General features: G+C 56.3%; 16 protein-coding genes and 2 pseudogenes. 7 read left to right on the top strand and 11 right to left on the bottom strand.

Annotated elements, in window-relative coordinates:
- Window positions 1–409: 409 nt before the first annotated feature.
- Window positions 410–639, bottom strand: a pseudogene (locus tag VGP75_RS15085) (transposase); the annotation flags it as partial.
- Window positions 640–1333: 694 nt separating this feature from the next.
- Here VGP75_RS15085 and VGP75_RS15080 point away from each other — a divergent pair.
- Window positions 1334–1579 (top strand): annotated as a pseudogene (locus VGP75_RS15080) (DDE-type integrase/transposase/recombinase); the annotation flags it as partial.
- A gap of 192 nt (window positions 1580–1771) precedes the next feature.
- On the opposite strand, the gene VGP75_RS15075 reads toward VGP75_RS15080, so the two are convergent.
- The 3 genes from VGP75_RS15075 to VGP75_RS15065 are packed head-to-tail and all read right to left on the bottom strand — an operon-like array spanning window position 1772 to window position 3605.
- Window positions 1772–3019: a hypothetical protein gene (locus VGP75_RS15075; protein ID WP_327544446.1), complete on the bottom strand. Its 1248-nt coding sequence runs from the start codon at window positions 3017–3019 to the stop codon at window positions 1772–1774.
- Between the two features lie 2 nt (window positions 3020–3021).
- Complete coding sequence (locus VGP75_RS15070; RefSeq protein WP_327544445.1) at window positions 3022–3339, bottom strand: type II toxin-antitoxin system RelE/ParE family toxin; 318 nt, start codon at window positions 3337–3339, stop codon at window positions 3022–3024.
- A gap of 14 nt (window positions 3340–3353) precedes the next feature.
- A complete protein-coding gene (locus VGP75_RS15065; RefSeq protein WP_327544444.1) occupies window positions 3354–3605 on the bottom strand; it encodes a hypothetical protein in 252 nt (83 codons plus the stop codon).
- Between the two features lie 378 nt (window positions 3606–3983).
- Between VGP75_RS15065 and VGP75_RS15060 the strand changes: the two genes are divergently transcribed.
- Both VGP75_RS15060 and VGP75_RS15055 read left to right on the top strand, forming a co-directional pair.
- Entirely contained in the window at window positions 3984–4238 is a 255-nt protein-coding gene (locus tag VGP75_RS15060; protein WP_327544443.1) for a ribbon-helix-helix domain-containing protein, read from the top strand.
- Between the two features lie 4 nt (window positions 4239–4242).
- Complete coding sequence (locus VGP75_RS15055) at window positions 4243–4554, top strand: type II toxin-antitoxin system RelE/ParE family toxin (RefSeq protein WP_327544442.1); 312 nt, start codon at window positions 4243–4245, stop codon at window positions 4552–4554.
- Between the two features lie 210 nt (window positions 4555–4764).
- On the opposite strand, the gene VGP75_RS15050 is transcribed toward VGP75_RS15055, so the two are convergent.
- From VGP75_RS15050 to hsdR, 4 genes are read right to left on the bottom strand one after another with little or no spacing between them, the layout of a single operon-like run.
- Window positions 4765–5133, bottom strand: a complete 369-nt coding sequence (locus tag VGP75_RS15050; protein ID WP_327544441.1) for a hypothetical protein — start codon at window positions 5131–5133, stop codon at window positions 4765–4767.
- On the bottom strand, window positions 5130–6761 hold the full coding sequence (locus VGP75_RS15045; protein WP_327544440.1) for a restriction endonuclease subunit S: 1632 nt from the start codon (window positions 6759–6761) through the stop codon (window positions 5130–5132). The genes VGP75_RS15050 and VGP75_RS15045 overlap by 4 nt, the downstream gene beginning before the upstream one ends.
- On the bottom strand, window positions 6758–8206 hold the full coding sequence (locus VGP75_RS15040) for a class I SAM-dependent DNA methyltransferase (RefSeq protein WP_327544439.1): 1449 nt from the start codon (window positions 8204–8206) through the stop codon (window positions 6758–6760). The genes VGP75_RS15045 and VGP75_RS15040 overlap by 4 nt, the downstream gene beginning before the upstream one ends.
- A 3-nt stretch (window positions 8207–8209) precedes the next feature.
- Window positions 8210–10663 carry an EcoAI/FtnUII family type I restriction enzme subunit R gene (gene hsdR, locus VGP75_RS15035; RefSeq protein WP_327544438.1) on the bottom strand — a complete coding sequence of 818 codons (2454 nt, stop codon included), beginning with the start codon at window positions 10661–10663 and terminating at the stop codon, window positions 8210–8212.
- Between the two features lie 461 nt (window positions 10664–11124).
- Between hsdR and VGP75_RS15030 the strand changes: the two genes are divergently transcribed.
- The 3 genes from VGP75_RS15030 to VGP75_RS15020 all read left to right on the top strand — a co-directional run bounded on the left by VGP75_RS15030 (window position 11125) and on the right by VGP75_RS15020 (window position 13811).
- Window positions 11125–11442, top strand: a complete 318-nt coding sequence (locus tag VGP75_RS15030) for an HPF/RaiA family ribosome-associated protein (protein WP_327544437.1) — start codon at window positions 11125–11127, stop codon at window positions 11440–11442.
- A 370-nt stretch (window positions 11443–11812) separates the two neighbouring features.
- Window positions 11813–13492, top strand: a complete 1680-nt coding sequence (locus VGP75_RS15025; RefSeq protein WP_327544436.1) for a BCCT family transporter — start codon at window positions 11813–11815, stop codon at window positions 13490–13492.
- A 175-nt stretch (window positions 13493–13667) separates the two neighbouring features.
- Window positions 13668–13811, top strand: a complete 144-nt coding sequence (locus VGP75_RS15020) for a hypothetical protein (RefSeq protein ID WP_327544435.1) — start codon at window positions 13668–13670, stop codon at window positions 13809–13811.
- Here the strand turns inward: VGP75_RS15020 and VGP75_RS15015 are convergent.
- The 3 genes from VGP75_RS15015 to VGP75_RS15005 form a co-directional block, all read right to left on the bottom strand.
- Window positions 13808–15166 (bottom strand): GntP family permease, encoded by a 1359-nt coding sequence (locus VGP75_RS15015; protein WP_327544434.1) that lies wholly within the window; start codon window positions 15164–15166, stop codon window positions 13808–13810. The genes VGP75_RS15020 and VGP75_RS15015 overlap by 4 nt on opposite strands.
- A gap of 197 nt (window positions 15167–15363) precedes the next feature.
- Window positions 15364–15876 carry a hypothetical protein gene (locus tag VGP75_RS15010; RefSeq protein ID WP_327544433.1) on the bottom strand — a complete coding sequence of 171 codons (513 nt, stop codon included), beginning with the start codon at window positions 15874–15876 and terminating at the stop codon, window positions 15364–15366.
- Between the two features lie 137 nt (window positions 15877–16013).
- The gene (locus VGP75_RS15005; RefSeq protein ID WP_414727811.1) at window positions 16014–16913 is read right to left on the bottom strand and encodes an HNH endonuclease; all 900 of its coding nucleotides are present in this window, start codon (window positions 16911–16913) and stop codon (window positions 16014–16016) included.
- Window positions 16914–17709: 796 nt separating this feature from the next.
- Here VGP75_RS15005 and VGP75_RS15000 point away from each other — a divergent pair.
- The gene (locus VGP75_RS15000; RefSeq protein ID WP_327544431.1) at window positions 17710–18495 is read left to right on the top strand and encodes a hypothetical protein; all 786 of its coding nucleotides are present in this window, start codon (window positions 17710–17712) and stop codon (window positions 18493–18495) included.
- The last annotated feature ends 103 nt before the right edge of the window (window positions 18496–18598 follow it).

The following is an 18598-nucleotide window of genomic DNA, read 5'->3' as shown; positions in this document are numbered from 1 at the left end:
CCCCAGCTAACCAGTGTCATGTCCGATGCCATATGCCCGTCAGCAAGCGACGTTGTGGCGGACAGGCTCAGGGCCATTGTCGTCAGAATTGGTTTCGTAAACTTCATTCTATTCTCCCGTTAAACCTGGTTTTTCGATGATAACCGCGCGTACCAGGACTAGCGCGGCCAATCTGATTGTGCTCAAGCCGACATTCCCCAAGTGGCCTACCGTCTGATGTCAAGATTGCCTAATTGTGCCAGGTGAACAAGTATTTTCCGCCCCCAGCGGCGTCTGTGGTCGCGCAAACGCCCAGAGTTGTGCGGATCAGGCTGAGAGGCCGCAGCATCCCGGCTCGGCCGCGATGTTTTTTCAGCGCAGCGGATATACCTATCCTGCCGCTTTCGATCAGTTTAGGTCCGGATCGCGGTCATGCGCATAGCGGTGGCGCTCGCAATCGGCGGATGGCAGCGAAGATGGCGCGTACCACTGGGCCGGTGACGGCAACCTCGGCCAAGCTGGAAGGGGATGGCGAGTGCGTGACGGACGACACGTGCCCCGATCTTGATCAGTTTCAGTTGCAGGTTGGTAATCGACCAATCATCCTTGGACTCGGCCAGTTCGATGTAGCATGGAAAGTTAGCCAGATTGTAAGACTGCGTCTACTTGTGTCCGGAGCCAGATATCTTGAAGCCATTGGCACGCGACATTACTCCCAACTACGAAATCTCTTGCTTCCGCAGTGCTTCCAAAATGTTGAACGCAAAATACCACCCGTTAGGGTGGCTTCTAAGCGACTGTTAATTCGAAGTTTTTGGTTGCGGGAGTAGGATTTGAACCTACGACCTTCAGGTTATGAGCCGTTGCGGACAAACAACGAACAATTGCTTTGACTTGCGTTTTACTTCGCCATTTCCGCCAGTTGGAGGCCCCTGCCCCATAGGCACCCTCCACAGGATTGCGCAGAAACTGGCAGCACTTTGTCCCCTCTTGCTTCCACAATGCTTCCACGTGGGCGTTGGCTGATGGTCGCGGTAGCAGGACGAACATTACTTATCCCAAAACAATCTATGAGCCAGATCGATCAATTTGGAAAGTTATTCTTATAAAATTTGTTCATATCTTGGTTTGCGGACATCACGTAGAGTGACTGCCCAAGAGGAGAACCTTTTATGCGACTTAGAGCTGCAAAAACGTGCCTTGGAGAGCTTTTCTGTCGCACCACCACCACCAACCTACTAGAGCCGAAGCCTTTATAACTATGAATCGTTGAAATCTTCACATCTGCTCGTTGGCTAGAAAATTCTAACTTCAGATCCCCCAACTTTAACACCCTGAAGTGTTAAAGTTGGGTGACCACCGCGCCCACAAGGGATTGAACAATGCCATCGAAGGATCACACAGGCCGACCCGGAAGCGAGAGAAGATATTCGGCCGGTTCAAGTCACATCGACAGGCTCAGAGATTTCTGTCCGCTCACGATCAGATCAATCTGATTTTCCGACCCCGCCGATTTCAACTCACCGCAAACTCATACCACCACGTCCGAGCTGACGCATTCAGCCTCTGGGCAGAATACACCATCGAGATGGTGGCGTAATTTGCAGACCAGCAACACCTTACGACACGCGGCCAACAACTTGGCAATGCCGTTTGATCACATGCACAAGCTGACTGCCGTGATCCGCTCGTTGTTCTTTAGGCCGCCAAGTGGAATGCACGGGTCGCCAGCCTGAGGACTATCCTCAACTTGCCCGTGAGGCTGGGACCAGCGGGTCAGACGACATCGCCCTCATGGCTTATTTCTGGATTCGTCCATCACAGAGAGCACACGCGCCAACCGATCCGCCATGAGGCCCACTGATCTGGGTGAACTTGACATGCGGTGCAGCTCCTGCAGTGCCCAGTCAGACGCGCCAATGCGTCCCGCGGCAACCATCAAGTGCTCGACAGCTTCATCAATGTCCAACGGCGACGGTTCATAACCGCGGCCTTGAACGAGATGCCAGACCGCACATACGGCAACCTGGGCGGCAAAATCGGGCTCCTTGAGCTTCAGGTCCCGGGCCGCGCGGATCAAGGTTGCCGGTGCCGCGTCATGTTGAGCGGCGCAATCCAGCGCGATATCCAGGAACCTCGCCGTCTTTGCCGCGGCAAACCATTTCCCTTTTGAACCGTGAGCAGCGATCAAATCCTCGAGGATCATCCGGGCGTCGAGGTCTGGGTAGCGCTTCACGAGATCACGCCAAATGGCGAGATAGGTATTACCCGAGGCGGTGGGTAGACCAAATCGACGATAGGCATCCTCCTCACGGCCTTGGCGGACCAGGATCTTTTCACAAAAGCGGGCAATGTCTCGACGCCCCCAAGGCTGGCGGTCATCGGCAAGAAGTGCCTCCGCGTAGGCCAAGGCTTCATCCTCACGCCCTTGACGCAACAGGGCCTCAGCGCCGAACTTTTCGTCAAACCACAGATGGGTCTTCTTGATCGCCAGCAAATCTAGAAGCTCAGCGAAACGCCCTGCCTCGAGCAGGCAGGACAGCGTCAAGGTCGCCGTCGGAACATGTGCATAACGTACGTGATCCGACCATGCGGCCTGGATGAGATCGAGATCACGGTCAGCATGCAGGTTCATCAAAGCCGGGAAAGCCGCGATTTCACCAAATCGATCCGCGATCGGTGCGAGGTAATCAACGCCGTCATCGAGGATCGCCTCACGCAGAAGCTCCAGCCATTTCGTCCGGGTGTTCTTATCGGCCGGCGCATCAATCAAGATTGGCAAAAGCTCATCAAGCGTCCTCCGGACCGCTGTGCCGAGCGCCCCGGAGGATGTGTCGATATGCTCAAAAGCTGGCCAAATGCGTTGGGCCAGCGCAATGACGCCCTCGGCGGCGATCACAGGTTCCGAGCGGGCCACCGCCCGGATTTCGGCACTGGCGGACTTTAGCCTGTCGATAGCCTTTGCCGAGGAGCGCCAGCTGTACGCACCGGCACGCATGCCCGACTTGAAGGCCCATTTATGTGCGGGACGCCGAGCCACAGTTATTGTCCTCGTGATGATGTTCGCTGAACCCAGTTGGAACCAGCGTAGCCGACGACATGTACGAAAACCGTTCGCGTGGCATCATCGACCGTGAAGGCAACCACTGCCTTCCTGCCTGCAGGAATGGCGCGAAGGCCCGGAGCTATCTCCGCTCGGATGCTGCCCTTGTGCGGCGTGTCCGCGAGGCTGAATACAACTTCCTCAATCTCAGACAAGCGACGCTCGGCCGCTTGCGACCCCGCATAACTGGCGATCATTTCCGCGATCGATTTCAGATCGTCCGCGACGGCCGGGTGGAACCGGATACGGTATTTCATCTTGCGCGCGGCGCTCAGATGGCTTGACGCGCGGCCGCAAAAGCAGGCGCAGGTTCAACATATTCGTCGCGCGAAGTTTGCATCCTCGCCCGAATTTCGTCGACCATACCATCAAGCAGGATAGCCCGCTCCTCTTCATCACGGATCATCTGCTCAAGCGCTGCGGCAACGGCCGCACTTTGTGAGGCAAACACGCCCTCACCGACTTTCTCCGTCAAGAAACGATGGTGCCGGTCGGTAAAGCTCAGGGTGGTTTTGTGGGTCATCATGCTCCTCCAGTATGACTAAGTAGTCTACGCGGACATGGCTCAGGTTTCAACAGATGGATCGTCAAGCCTGGGCGCATTGACCGGTCTGTTCGCCGACAACTTCAAAACATGTCGATTTCCACCACTTCGACCGCTCTCAAAGTGGCTGAATGGGCATGCACGGCCCATGTACCGTTGGCAGTAGGTGTAATCACGTTGGAGTATCGAAGAGGGCATGATCGCACGGCTAACCTGAGGCGTGCGCTACCGCTTCACGAACTAGGCCTCATCGTCAACGCGCCGCCCCAAGACCCGGGGACGCAAACTCGCGTTAGGGTCACGCTTGTCAATGCATTCAATATTGCTTATCTTGAAGACCGGAGGGCGGAGGTCACCATGTCCCAAACTACAACGATGACTGTCCGCATCAGCGGCGCGCTGAGTGAGTTCGTGGCGTCGAACGTGGGCGAGAACGGCTCCTATGAGAACATCAGCGAATACGTACGCGACCTGATCAGGCGAGACAAGGAGCGGGCCGAGATGGAGGCTTTTGATCGTCTGAAGGCTGAGCTGACACGGGCGTTCGCAGCTCCCGAGGAAAGCTACAGCTCATTGACCGCCGCAGAGGTCATTGCCAGGAACCGGGCCTAACGACGTGGCCATTCGCGTCCAGGAGTCGGCATCGCTGCGGCTTGACGAGATCTACCACTACACACGCAACCGCTGGGGCGCCGACCAGGCAGATCGCTACATCACCGACCTCTTCGAAGCGTTCGGGCAGATCGACAGCCATGGCGTCGCGTCCCACCCCATCCCAGCCGTGTTCGGGGTGGAGGGCTTTTACTTCCGACACGCGCATCATTTCGTGTACTGGCGGCGTTTGTCGGACGGGGACGTCGGTAACGTGACGATCCTGCACGAGCTGATGCACCAGATGGACCGCTTTCGTGATAATCTGCCTATGTGAACGCGATGAACCTTATTCGCCTCAAGAGGACACGAAGAATGTTGACCAGGCGTTGACCAGAAAGTGGGGGGCTTATACACAAGTAAATCTGTCATGTTTTAAGTGACTGATTTATTGTGATATTTTGGTTGCGGGAGGGCGCATTGACCTTGACCGAACATCAGAAGAACTTCTCATTGGCAAAGGAAGGACCAAATGATGGCTCTGACATTATGGGCGGATTAGCGAATTGCCCGGAAGGACAGTTGGAATGATGCCGCCTTCGTACCAGTCCACAAAACGCTGCAAGGCCGCAGGGCCATCAATCTCGACACGAAGTGTGTCTGGGCGGGCAAGCGGCGAAAGCGGGCCGTTGATATTGGAATTGCCGTTGCTGACATCTGCCAACAAATTAACCCCATCCATCGCCGGAGGCATCGGTGGTTGAAACCATAGGCGGGTTTCACTGGCCTGCCTGTGCATCGCCAGCACTTTGCCGGTACGGGTGCGGAAACCGATCACATAGTCGGTCGGGGCCTTGGCAGGTTCACCCAGCCGCGCGGAAAGAAGACATTCGGCATCTGCAGTCTTCAGTGTCATTCTGCGGCTTCCAGTTCAAGTGTGGCAGGCTCGAGCGCTTCGTGCAGGAGGGCGGTGAGGAGGCGTTGACGGGTGGTGGTGGCGGTGGTGAGGCTGGCCTCCAGCTGATCGCAGAGGGCCATTAGGGCATCGACCTTTGCCACGATGCGGTGTTGTTCGGCGAGGGGTGGGAGGGGGATGGCGATGTTCCGAAGACCGGAAAGAGGCACGGTTTTTTGCGCGATACCTGTCGCACATTCTGTGGCCTGATCAAAAATGAACTGACTTTCCATGACACGGGCGAGAAACCCCAAATCAACTTGTTTTGATGGGCGCAAAATACCTATGTGCCTTTGGACGCAGAAAGCGCGGTCGTCTCTCACGATCACTGGAATACCGTATGAGCCGACCAGTGTATAAAGCAGATCGCCTGCCCGTGGTCGCCTAATTGAGTCAAGCGCATCGTAGTATTCCTGTGAAACAAAGCGGTTACCAGAGAACTCTATGGTTTGAGTTCTTACATCTCCAATGACCAAGAATGGGACGCCTTGTTCTGCTTTTGGAGGGGGAAGGTGATCCCCGTCGGTAACAGACGTGCAAATCGTTTGAAGATTGGAAACAACCCAGCCCTGAGGAACTGACAATTCTGCTGCATCACCATTTCGGCGCGGCGATGTGCGATCTTTAATTTGCCCCGACTTGACCAGCCGCGCCTTCTCCTGCGCAATCCGCTTCAAAAGTTCAGCCGCCGGTTCGTCCGCTGCGTCTTGCGCCACCAGTTTCCCCCGCACGGCAAGGTTCAGGATGGTTTGGCGGAGGGGTTTGATTTGGTCGGGGCGGGTGGTGAGTGTGGGGAGGGATTGCAGAGCAAAGCGGGCGTGGGATTGGAAGGTTTCTGCATCGTTGTCGGGCGCGGTCAGGCGGGCGAGGCTGGCGGTGGTCAGCCGATCCCGCACGGCCTCGCGCCCCGCACGGGCCTGTTCCAACTGATCACACAGCGCCATGAGTTCATCGACCTTAGCCACGATCCGGTGCTGCTCTGCGAGGGGTGGGAGGGGAAAATCAATGTGGGCTAGATCACCCTTGTTGAAACCTGCCTGAGCGGTTCGGCTGGCACCTTCTAAGGCTTTCTGAAAAAATGAGGACTTTAATAGCCGAAAAGCAAAGTCTGGCAAAAACGCATTTGCTGGAAAGATGAACTTGGCGAGCGCAACGTTATAAGCGCCGTTCTGCGCCCAAAAAACCTTACCGACAGACGCACCGTAGCGACCGATGAGGATTTCACCTTCGACAGAAAAGCGTTTCGTTGATGTCTCGGGGATGAAAACCGGGACGGGTCGCTCACCAAGATCTCGGATCTGAAAGAGGCGAACGTAGCCGTCGCGCGGTGTGTCGACAAATTGACTTTTGGGAGGTTGGTTGCCTCCTTCGATGTTGCAGTATTTGCCAAAATTTAGGGTCCGCCAATTGGCTGGAAACTTTGGGTCACTTGTTTCATTTAAGAACTCTGGCGAAACGGTTTCCGCGTCGTCTTGTTCATTCAGTTTCCCTCTGACACCGACTTCCAAAACAACATCTCTGAGCCGCGCGATGGCATCAGACGCGTCGCTGATCTCTTCATAGAGCTCTAACAGGCGATCTGCCTTCATCGCGCCAGCGCCTCGGTCATGATGGCTTTCAACTGATCGCGCAGCGCGGCTGTCTCGGCCTCTGCCGCTATCAGATCGGCCAGCAGGGTTTCGGGGTCGCCGTGATCCTCGGCCACTGTATGGGGGTTCTTCACGTCAAGGTTATAGCCGCGCGCCTTGATCTCGTCTGCCGTGACCTTCCACGCCTGCGCGCCTTCGACCCGCCCCTCGCGCGCGGCCCCACCCCACCATGCTGCACAGTCATCCAGATGCTCCAGCCGGATCGGCTTGGTCATCGAATAGGCTTTCTGCGTCTCTGGCACCTTGTGTTCCCAGTACCAGATGTCCTGCGTGGGCGTGCCCTTTTCAAAGAACAGCAGGTTGGTGCCGATGGAGGCATAGGGTTTGAAGACCGAGTTGGGCAGCCGCACGATGGTGTGCAGGTTGCATTCCTCCATAAGGTGTTCCTTGAGCCGTGTTTTGATGCCTTCGCCAAAGAGCGAGCCATCGGGCAGGACCACGGCGGCGCGGCCACCTGGTTTGAGCAGGCGGATGATCAGGGCAAGGAAAAGATCGGCGGTTTCGCGTGTCTTGAAGGTGGGGAAGTTGCTCTCAATCCCGTCCTCTTCTTTGCCACCGAAGGGCGGGTTGGTCAGCACGATGTCGACGCGTTCATCGCGGGTCCAGCTAACCAGCGGGCGGGCCAGAGTGTTGTCGTGACGTACGAAGTCCGGTTCTTCCACGCCGTTCAGCAACATGTTGGTGACACAGAGCATGTGAGGCAGCGGTTTCTTTTCCACAGCGCGCAGGGCGCCCTGCATCAGGGCCTCATGCTCGGGGCGTCTGACGTAATTTTCGCGCATGTGGCGCATGGCGCAGGTCAGAAAGCCACCGGTGCCGCAAGCGGGGTCAAAGATGATTTCGGCGGGCTTGGGATCGATCTGCTGCACCATAAAGGCGGTGACGGCGCGCGGGGTGTAATATTCGCCCGCGTTGCCAGCGTTTTGCAGATCGTTCAGGATTTGCTCGTAGATGTCGCCGAAGTGCTGGCGTTCGGTCAGATTGTTGAAGTCGACCTCGTTGATCTTGTTGATCATCTGCCGCATCAGCTGGCCGGATTTCATGTAGTTATAGGCATCCTCGAACACATCGCGTACGACCTTGGCGCGGGGGCCAGCGGCAGTGGGAAGGGATTTGAGTTCGCTGAACAGGGTATTGTTGACAAAATCCAAAAGCGTGTCGCCCGTGATCCCCTCCGGGTCCGCCGCCCAAGCGCGCCATTGCAAGGCATCGGGGATGGGCGAGGTGTAGTTGTCCTTGGTCAGTTCAAGTTCCTGATCCTGATCATCAATAATCTTAAGAAAAAACATCCAGCACAATTGGCTGATGCGCTGAGCATCACCATCCACGCCGGTGTCTTTACGCATGATGTCTTGGATGGATTTAACGAGGGTACGGACGGACATTGATTATGCGCTTTCTTCGTAAATAGCAGTTTGCAGGTCGTGGACGGCCTGTTCGAATCCGGGTTTTCCACCGAAAGCGTTAACGAGTTCAACCACACTTCCCATGCTAGTGAATGGTGCGATCTTCAGTACGCCAAGATCATCGAGGTTCATGACGCCCTCATCGGCGTATTTTTCCAACAGGGCTTCGAGAACGACCTTGGCCTGCGGGCCATATTTGGTGAATACGTCGCGTTTCTTGACGCTTTCGGCACGTTCTTTGCGAGTGAGGGGTTTGGCATCGAAAGCGATATGACAGATTAGGTCGAACGGGTCGAGGTCGAGGTTCAATTCCTGCGCGATAGCTTCCAGTGGGATACCTTCTGCTGCGAGTTCCTCAAAGAGCGCCTGTTTGCGTTCGGTGCCGTTCCATCGGCGCAAAAACTCATCAAGGCTGACGAAATGGCGTTGAAATGCCTTTCGGGTGAAATCACGTAAGGATTCAGTGACCAGCCTACCCTGCTCGTCCAAGTATTCTACACGCTCGGCCACGATCAGTGCACCGATGCCGTCAACATAGATTTTTGGTTTTGGACCCGACGTGCCGACATGCCCTAAGTTCGCGTTGCCTGGGTCAATCACGACCGTTTCGTTGGGATCAACGGGTTCTGCCGTCGTTGTTTCATCACCAGGGGTGGGCGTTTCATCAGGCGGTGTGATCGGTTCATCTGGTCCAGGACTGTAAATCTGGACCGGTTCCCCATCAAAAACAGGATCAGCAAAATGGCTCGAAGCGCCTCGGAAATCCATTAAGGTAAAGTAGAGCTTGCGGGTATCTTCATGCACCCGCGTGCCGCGACCGACGATTTGTTTGAACTCGGTCATTGAACCAACCTCGCGGTCCAGCACGATCAAGCGGCAGGTCTGGGCATCAACACCGGTGGACAAAAGGCGGGATGTGGTCACGATTACAGGATAAGCCGCTTCTGGGTCTATAAAGTTCCCCAGCTGGTCGATCCCTTCTTTGTCATTGCCAGTAATGCGCATGACATAGCGATGGTTTGCTGCAACTAGATCAGCGTTTTGATTGACCAAAGCCTGTCGCATCCGTGCTGCATGTTCCTGGTCGACACAAAATATGATGGTCTTGGCCATACGGTCGCCGCTGTCACGCAAGAACTCAGTGACCTTTTGTGCGACAAGTTTGGTGCGATCATCAAGAACCAGCGTGCGATCAAAATCCTTGACGTTATATATCCGGTCCTCGATCTCCTCACCGTCGCGGTCAAGCTGGCCCTTTTCCGGGCGATAGCCTTGAATATCTCGATCAATGTGAACTTTGATGACCTTGTAGGGGGCAAGAAATCCATCTCGGATACCTTGCTTCAAGGTGTAGCTGTATACCGGATCACCAAAGTATCCGATGTTTGACGCATATTCTGTTTCTTTCGGTGTGGCAGTCAGGCCAATTTGGGTGGCTGCCGAGAAGTGATCGAGTATCTCCCGCCAAGCAGAGTCATCAGCTGCACTGCCACGGTGGCATTCGTCGATGATGATCAGGTCAAAAAAGTCTTTGGAAAATTCCCGATACAGTTTCTGGCTTTCTTCAGGACCAGTGATCGCCTGATACAGCCCCATATAGATTTCGTAGGAAGTGTCTATCCTACGCTTTTTATCCAGCGCGAGGGTCACATCAGTTTTCGATCCGTCTGCTCGCTCAATCGTCCTAGATTGCGTCGAAAGCTTTGCCATCTTGCCAAGAAACGGCCGGAAGTCATTCACCATGGTTTGGTCGATCAAGACGTTGCGATCTGCCAAGAAGAGAATGCGTTTGCCAGGGTATGCCTGACGGAACCGCCAGATGATCTGAAAGGCGGTATAAGTCTTGCCTGTTCCAGTGGCCATGACAAGCAGCACGCGGTCCTGCCCCTTGGCCATGGCCTCGATGGTCGCATTCACCGCGTTTACTTGATAATAACGTGGCTCTTTTCCTGATCCGTCGTCATGATAATCTTGAAGCGCGATGGCCGCACCTTCCGGTGTCAGACCTTTCCAAAGGCAGTAACGTTGCCATAGCTCGTCCGGACTCGGAAACTCTTCCAAAGTGAGGGTTTGCTCGACCGTATCGGACATACCGGTCAAATCATGGAAAACGAAGCCATCGCCGTTCGACGAGAACACAAAAGGAATATTCAGGGTTTCTGCATACCCTAGCCCCTGCTGCAAACCAGCTCCGATGGCCTGCCGGTTATCTTTAGCCTCGATTATGGCAATCGGAATATTGGGTTTTACGGACAAGATGTAGTCAGCGCGCTTCCCCTCACCACGGCTCACCATCCTGCCCCGGACGATGATCCGACCTTTCGTAAAGCTTACCTCTTCGCGAATTTGACTTACTTCGTCCCATCCAGCAGATCGCAACGCAGGCGTGATGAACTTTGTGCAGATGTCCCTTTCGCTTAACGATCGCTTCTCCATACGGTCAAATCCAGACAGCTCGATCCACCCCAAGGAAGCAAATCAGTTAAATACTTTGAGTTGTAAGCTTAGGCGGATTTGATGGTCCCAAGCAACGCCTATCCACCAAACAGAACGTCTCATAAGGTCGGTTACATCCGGACCTGCGAAAAAACGTAGGAGGTACAGTGACCCCGAACCAGATCTGCACGACAGATTGATACGGGCATCTTCACGGAGCACGACCGGCAGGCAGGGCGGAGAGCGGTAGTTCGCTGCCGGTGCGATGCTTTCATTCGGTTTTGATGGGAGCAGACATTCAGGTGGCAGAAAGTCAGGTTATGTTCTGCACCGCCACAGGACCGTTGCGAGTCCAAGCGCAAAGTGTGCACCGCTTGGTGTTCGGTGGGATCGGCTATCATAACCTTGTAAAAAGGCCCTTAATCGCATATCCGTCGAACTGAACAAAGAGGAGATCTGACGTGCAATTCCAGCTCAACACCGACAGCCACATTCTGGGTGATGAGCGTCTGGCCCAAATAGCCGAGTCAGCCGTTACCAGTGCATTGGGTCATCTGACTGATCGCCTGTCACGTATCGAGGTGCATCTGGTCGATGTGAACGGGGCCAAGGGCGGTGCGGATGATATTCAGTGCACGATCGAGGCGCGACCCGAAGGGATGCAGCCGCAGACCGTCACCCATAGCGACGCTGACGTCGAAGCGGCTTTGCGCGGCGCGGGGAAGAAACTGCGCGCGCTGCTGGACAACGAGTTCGGCAAGCTCGACAAGCGGCGCTGATCCGCACGACGTTCGGCCTTGCCTGTGCAGGGCTGCCTGAATTTGAGCAATACAGGTTCCCGTCTGGGCTGATCTTTTTTTCGAGAGGAGCGAGCCGGAAAATCGTTTCTCAACCGTCGCACCTTTCCCCGCGACATCAAGCGGCGTCACCCCTCCAATTTGCCGCAGGTTCAATCCAGGCGGCAGTGGCGTGGTCGATCATCACGGCCTTGCGTTGGATTTCCCGAGAACGGGCAAGTCATTGACGACAAGTAGCCATATCAAATCGCAAGCCACCCGACCTGCGACGGGGCGGAGCGTCGCTTGGCTGCCAGGCGTTCGCAAGGCATCGGCACACTGGTTGGGATGTCAATCAGAATAGGAGACACGAATGCGCCGGCCTGTCAGTTCGACGTCGATACTTGGTGATGTCGGCACCGTTTTTCACGTGTCGGTTGCGATCGTCGCGCTCTTCGTACTGGCTGCGGCGATTGCGCCCGCGACGGTTGAGCGTGTGGCACAGGCCGTGCTGCATGCGACAGCGGAGAACGTCGGCTGGATGTACCTTCTGGTCATGACGGGATTTGTCTTTTTCGTGTTGTTCCTTGGCTTGTCGCGGATCGGAACCATAAGATTGGGGGCCCCGGACGAGCGGCCTGAGTTCTCATTTCAAAGCTGGCTTGCGATGATCTTTTCGGGCGGCATGGGCGTTGGTCTCGTGTTTTGGGGCGTGGCCGAGCCAATAATGCATTTCAACGCCCCTCCGATCGGCTCCGGGCTGCCGCGCACGGCCGAGGCAGCGCAGAGCGGCATGCTCTATGCCTTCTTTCACTGGGGGTTGCACCAGTGGGCGACTTTTGCGCTGGTGGGGCTTGCCCTCGCCTATGTCCGCTTTCGCCACAAAAGCCATGGCTTGATAAGCGAAACCTTCCGCCCGCTTTTGGGAACTCGCGTGGATGGTGGCTGGGGCAAGGCGATTGACGTGCTGACGGTCGTCTCGACGGTCTTCGGCGTGGCCACGACGCTGGGGCTTGGCGCGTTGCAGATCAACAGCGGCGTCTCACAGCTGACTGGCATCCCCTACGGCTTCCCGGCGCAACTGGTGATCCTCGCAGTTATCGGCATCCTCTTCACGCTCTCGGCGATGACGCCTCTGGACCGTGGCGTACGGCTATTGAGCAATGCCAACATGATGCTTGCGGCTGCGCTTCTTTGCTCGGTCCTGCTGTTTGGGCCGACTTCCTTCATCTTCGGGGTCTTTACCCAAACCTTGGGCGAGTACCTGGGCAACGTCATCCAGATGAGCCTCGTCACCTCGCCTTATTCGGATGGTGCGTGGGTTGAGCAATGGACCATGTTCTACTGGGCGTGGGGGCTGAGCTGGGCGCCGTTTGTCGGGAGTTTCATCGCGCGGATTTCGCGTGGGCGAACCATCCGCGAATTTGTTCTGGGCGTGATGATCGTTCCGGTGGCACTGAGTATGCTGTGGTTTTCAACCTTCGGCGGGGCGGCTATCCAGTTCGAGATCTTCGCGAATGCCGGTATCGCCGACGCCGTTGCGACCGAGGTTCCGGCCGGGCTCTATGCCCTGCTCGATCAATTGCCGGCCAGCGGGGTGCTGACCGTCGCATCCATCGCGCTTGTCGGCATGTTCCTTGTGACCTCGGCGGACTCGGCCACGTTCGTGCTTGGTATGTTCACGTCAAAAGGGGTGCTCAACCCGACACGCGCGGTGCGGGTGCTTTGGGGCTCATTGCAGATGGTGCTGGTCGTGGTGCTACTTCTGGCCGGAGGGCTGGAGAGCTTGCGGACGGTTTCGATCATCGCGGCGTTCCCGTTCATGCTGTTGATGATCCTGCTCGCAGTCTCGCTTTACCGTGACCTGTCGCAGGAGATCGCGGCCCGCGATGAAAAAGCGCGCCTTCTCGAGCAGCGGATCGAACGCCTGCTGCTGCGGGAATCCGAACGCCAGAAGGCCGAGAAGGCCGAGGCCGAAGTTCATCCGACAGTCCCCGAAAACGGACGGTCGGACGAGGCACCTGATGAACGGAACGGCAGCGCCAGTCCGTGAGCGCACAGGTTTAGGGAAGCTGAGCTGCGACGCGCATCTGGTGCTTGAGATCAGTTCTGGGCTGTGAAGACGGCCCAGTCTTTTAGATTGCGATAGCTTCGGCGATACCCGAAACCGTCATTCAGGAACAAAGCCGAGCGCTTGGTGCCGATGCGATGTTGTCGTGATGGGACCAGTGGCCAGAACCGGCCTGAGTGGGGTGTTCATCGGCAATACCGCCGGAAACATCATCAATACGCTCGAACGCCCCGTTCTTGCGGTGAAACCTGATGGCTTCATAAGCCCTCTCGACCACCCGTTTGGAACGGCAGAGACCTAAAAACTCCCGAACGCCATGCCAAGCGCGATAATCAAGGCGCAAGCGATGGTCGGCACAACAACTGCGACCACAAAGATATCGCCATAGGCCTGCCTGTGCGTCATGCCACAAATACCCAGAAGGGTGACGACAGCGCCATTGTGCGGCAGCGTATCCAACCCCCCGGTGGCCACCGCAATCACACGATGCAATAAGGCGGGATCAACGCCCTGTAGGCTTGCCTGCGCCATGATTGATGGCCCCAGCACGTCCAGCGCAATTGACATGCCCCCCGATGCGGACCCTGTGATCCCGGCAAGGGCCGCCGATGATAGCGCCGCTGAGATGAGCGCATTCCCACCTGCCAAACCGTCAAGGCTTTGCCGGAAGACGTCAAACCCCGGCAAAGCAGCTATGACGGCGCCGAACCCTACAAGACTTGCTGTGTTGAACAGGGGAAGCAGGGCAGACTCCGCGCCATCGTTCAGGGATTGCATGACCCGCGGCGGGCGGCTGAGGATCAAGGCCAAGATCAGTGCCACAGCAAGTGCCGTAATGACTGACCAAAGCCCTCGCAAACGGGACAAATCGGTCGCGCCATAGGCGGGATCAGCCAGATATCCGGTATCCAGCAGGGGTAGCACGACGCTGCCCATGATCAGCGTAACGACCCCGACCGACAGGATCGGTGTGGCGGCTCTCCAGAGCGGCAATGCTCCGGAGGTTGTCGGGGTATTGGTTGCGGCAGCTACGTGGTGGCCGGTAAGCTTGCGCACCCGCCATTGCAGCCAGACCAAACCGAGCACCAACATGACCGCTCCAGCAATCAGCCCCAGTCCGGGGGCCGCAAAGGCTGTGGTCCCGAAGGTCGCCATGGGGATCGCGTTCTGGATGGACGGTGTGCCGGGCAGGGCCGTCATCGTGAACGTGAAGGCCCCCAAGGCGATGGTGGCGGGGATCAATCGCTGCGGAAGACCAGTTTGCACGAAAAGCGCGTGGGCCAGCGGCCAAGCTGCGAAGGCCACCACGAACAACGATACACCGCCATAGGTCAGCAGGGCACAGGCCAGAACAACCGCGAGGATCGCGTTTTTCGCACCCAGGGCCAATGCAATCGCACTGGCCAAACGCGCTGCGGCACCTGATGCTTCCATCACCTTGCCAAAAAGCGCACCCAGCAAGAACAACGGAAAGAAGGCGATCACAAACGTCCCCGCTGCTTGCATGAAGATCTGCGTATAGCCCGCAAGAACGGGTGCGCCCGATGCAAATGCAGCAAGCGTCGCGAGCACTGGTGCAAGGACCAGGACAGATATACCGCGCCATGCCCCTGCGATCAGTAGAGCCAGCGCCAAAAAGATCAGGATAACACTCATGCCTACGCCTCTTTCTGCGATGCAGCATAAGCAAAAAACAGGAAGTCGTGAAGGAATTTAAAGATTGGTTTGTTCGCTGACTGACGATTCAGTCGACGAATGCTGCGCGATGTACGAGTGGCAGCTTCGACGGGCCGCACCACAGCATTGGAGCGGCAAGGTAAATGGCCGGAATGGGCCGTTAATGACTACGGACCTCATCTATTCTCTAAAAAATGGCTGGCCTCAAGGATGGTCTCTGCCAACCCGTCAAAAAAGGGCGCAGGCGTGACATCAATCAAACTTGTGGGCACGTCTTGTGATTTGTCAGCTGTATCGGCCGTACGTGTCACAACGATGAGTGTACTTTTGTTGTTCAGCAGTTCGCGATAGCTCGCGCCCGTCCCATGCTTCAATACGTTGATCGCAAGATAGTACTGGTGAAGTCTATCCGCGAGATGGGCATTCCCGGCAGCCAAGAGCGCTTCTTTTACTTTACGCGATAGCGGGCCACGTTTGAAATGGCGCTGCATGCGTGCTTCAAACACGGTGAAAATATCCACTGCGGCCAGTTCAATCGCGCGTGTTTCGGATGTCATCTCTTTGATTTGTGCAGTGGACAGGGTTTGACCCTCGGCGAGTTTCAGAATTTCTGAAATCCGATCTTGGGAAGACTTTGCTGTAATCTGCGCGGTGTGAACCAGTTCCGATAGGGTTTGTGAGACTGCCAATTTTCGTGCTCCTGATGGTTGGTTCCCCCAATAACCGAAACGAGCGGCGTTGGTAGGGACGATTGGGGCTGTACAGCCGCTTTATGTCCGCTCCCGCTAGGCTGCGCTGTGGTGACGAATGGCCGGTGAGGGCACCCCTAATGCTTGAAGCAGTTTTCTCTGTGCCAAGTCAGAAACTCCGGCCTTGGCCGGTTTGCTGGACGTTCAGGAACACAGAGCTTGCCTGACCTATTGATCAGACCCTTTACGGCATCCAGATCATTGCTTTGCCGAGAGACGAGTATGGTCAGATCTTCGGCCAGCCCTACCAGACCGCGATCAAACATCCAGTGGGCGGTTCCCGATAGCGCGAGACCGTTGCTGACGATGTCAGGACCATCATACTCGACAGGCCGGATATGCGCGGCCTCCGCCTCGGCCCTTCCGCCACCATTGATAAGGCGGAGCCCTGTAATCGCACAGCGTTCACCGTAGGCGCGAAGCACGGTCTTTCTGAAGTTGCGATCACGGACGACGCGGTTGGTCAATTGATTGACACGATCACGAGCAGATAGATGCGCGAACGGCGCATGCGTTTCCTGAAAATCACCCGGCTGACTGGCTTGATCAACCCTTGGCAGAATATCATGATCTTGCCCCAAGCCACGTTCGACAATCCGAGAGAAGTCCATCGGAGAAAGTTCCCGAACGGCGGCCTGGGCACGGCCTGATATTTTTCCGTTGTCGTTCAATAGGCCCTGCTCAACGACATCATCAGCATCGCGAAAAGGGACCGGATCACCGAAGTCGAGGTAGGTTCCGGGCTCAATGATGGCCAAGTGCATGTCGGCGTTTCTTGGATCGGCTATGATCTCTTGTACTTTCGCAACAGCGAAGTATCCCTTGGTATTCCTGACCTTGCTAGGCTCAAGATAAACGATCCAGTCACCTTCACATTGCTGTGCGCGCGACAGGTATTGCTTCGGAAACTGGTATCGTTCCGAAGGGACGTCATCATAGATTGAATCTGTGCGGTGAATAAAAACGCCAAATGCCATGCTGTTGAGGATGCCTGGAAAGTCGCGGGCCGCCAAGCGGGAAAAAACACTGAAAGCAAAGGGACTATCCTTTGGACAAACGCGGTAGTCACTGTGCGGCAGCATGGCCTCTGGCTCCAATGCCGTCTTCGTCTGCCAGCAACGCCATGATGTAAGCCACGGTGATTTGGGCAGCTTGGATCAGCATCAATGCGTCATCCATGCGTGGGTGAAGTTTTCATCAGACAATATCCGGCCCCCGCTCCTTCCCCCCGCTATACGGTGGAAGGCCCTTCACTTTCAGATCCGTATCCACACGATGCCTTTTGACGGTGGCCAGCCGCTTCCCCGCAGGCTTTGCACCTGCCCTGCGTTGGCTATTGTGGCCGCAGCAGTCCCCGATCCGTCATATCGTGCATTGGCATCGATTTGCTCGGCCGGTGGGTTCCGTAGTCGTGTTTCTGCGCCGGGCCAGAAGGAGCCGCGTCGGCGCGGGGTGGGGTAGTCCCCGGATCGTGTTCCTGGCTTGGCGGCCGGTGCGCAGGCATACCGTGGCCATCGCTCTTTTTTCGTGCGCGGATGCCTGGAGAAGCGACGGGTGTAAACCGAAGGCAAAGGCGGTGTTCCGTGATTGGGAACACGCATCGAGCCTTCCGGGTTTTGCGGGAGTTTAACCAAGTGCATTGATTGCACCAGAACTTGCGGACGGGCCTGCTTTGGGCCTCGCCTTGACTATAACTCTCCCAATGATCATGTTTTGTTCTCGATGGAGGCGGGCCATGCGGTGATGCATGCTGAGGACCGAGGGAGCGACCGGATGAGCAAACCAACAAAAAGAAACACTGAGGATCAACCCACGCAGGCGGCAGATGAAGATTTCGCGATCTACCCGCACCGCGATCACATTACGCAGGCATCGATGCCGTTTAAACTCCATGATTATGGCGACAAGGGCGCGTTCAATGAGGACCAGATCCGAGAGCTATCTGATCGACACAGCCTGACGATAGAACAGATCCGCGAACTTTCTCGGCTGGTCGGATATGCCCTCGACATTGAATCTCAAGTCAGTCTCGTATCGATCAGTCGCACAACTGCGGCACGGCGCCTAAGGAACCGCAAACTTGGCAAGCGCAACCGGGACAAGCAACTCGATGCCGCTGAAGCCAATGCCTTGTTCGACGGTTTTGGGTGCGACGTCCGCGTGGCGGAAGAGGCGGTTGTCTCGCGCTCAAACTCTGGCGCCCCCACCAGGCACGAGATGCACCATGACGGCGTTACAATCGTAAGCCTCGACGATGCCCAACGCATCTTGCAACCTGACGATCGCACCAAGGAACGCGATAGCCGTCGTATTCTTGTTGTCGAGGCCTGCTGCTATGTGGCGCGCGACGCCGGCTGGCGGGTGACCTACACAAGCGATAGCACAGCCTTGAAAGATCAACGTGGCGGTCGTTTGATCAACCTGATCAAGGATGTCATCGCGATGGTGTCGCACAACGCCCACAAAGCGAGCGTTCATACCTTGAAGGATGATCTCGTACGGGTATCGCGTCGCTTCGAGAGACGTGAACGTAAAAAACAGCCACCAGAGCGCCGCTAAACACGCATAACCTGAAGTCCATATACTGGACGGTATTTCCCTCTATCTCCTTCGCAGGATTTGCTCGCTAACGGTGCCCCCGCGTTCCCATCCTGATTGACGC

Origin of the sequence: Yoonia sp., assembly GCF_036007805.1 — a bacterium.
Lineage (GTDB): Bacteria > Pseudomonadota > Alphaproteobacteria > Rhodobacterales > Rhodobacteraceae > Yoonia.
Note: the sequence above shows the minus strand (reverse complement) of the source record. Positions and strands in the feature narration are given on the sequence as shown.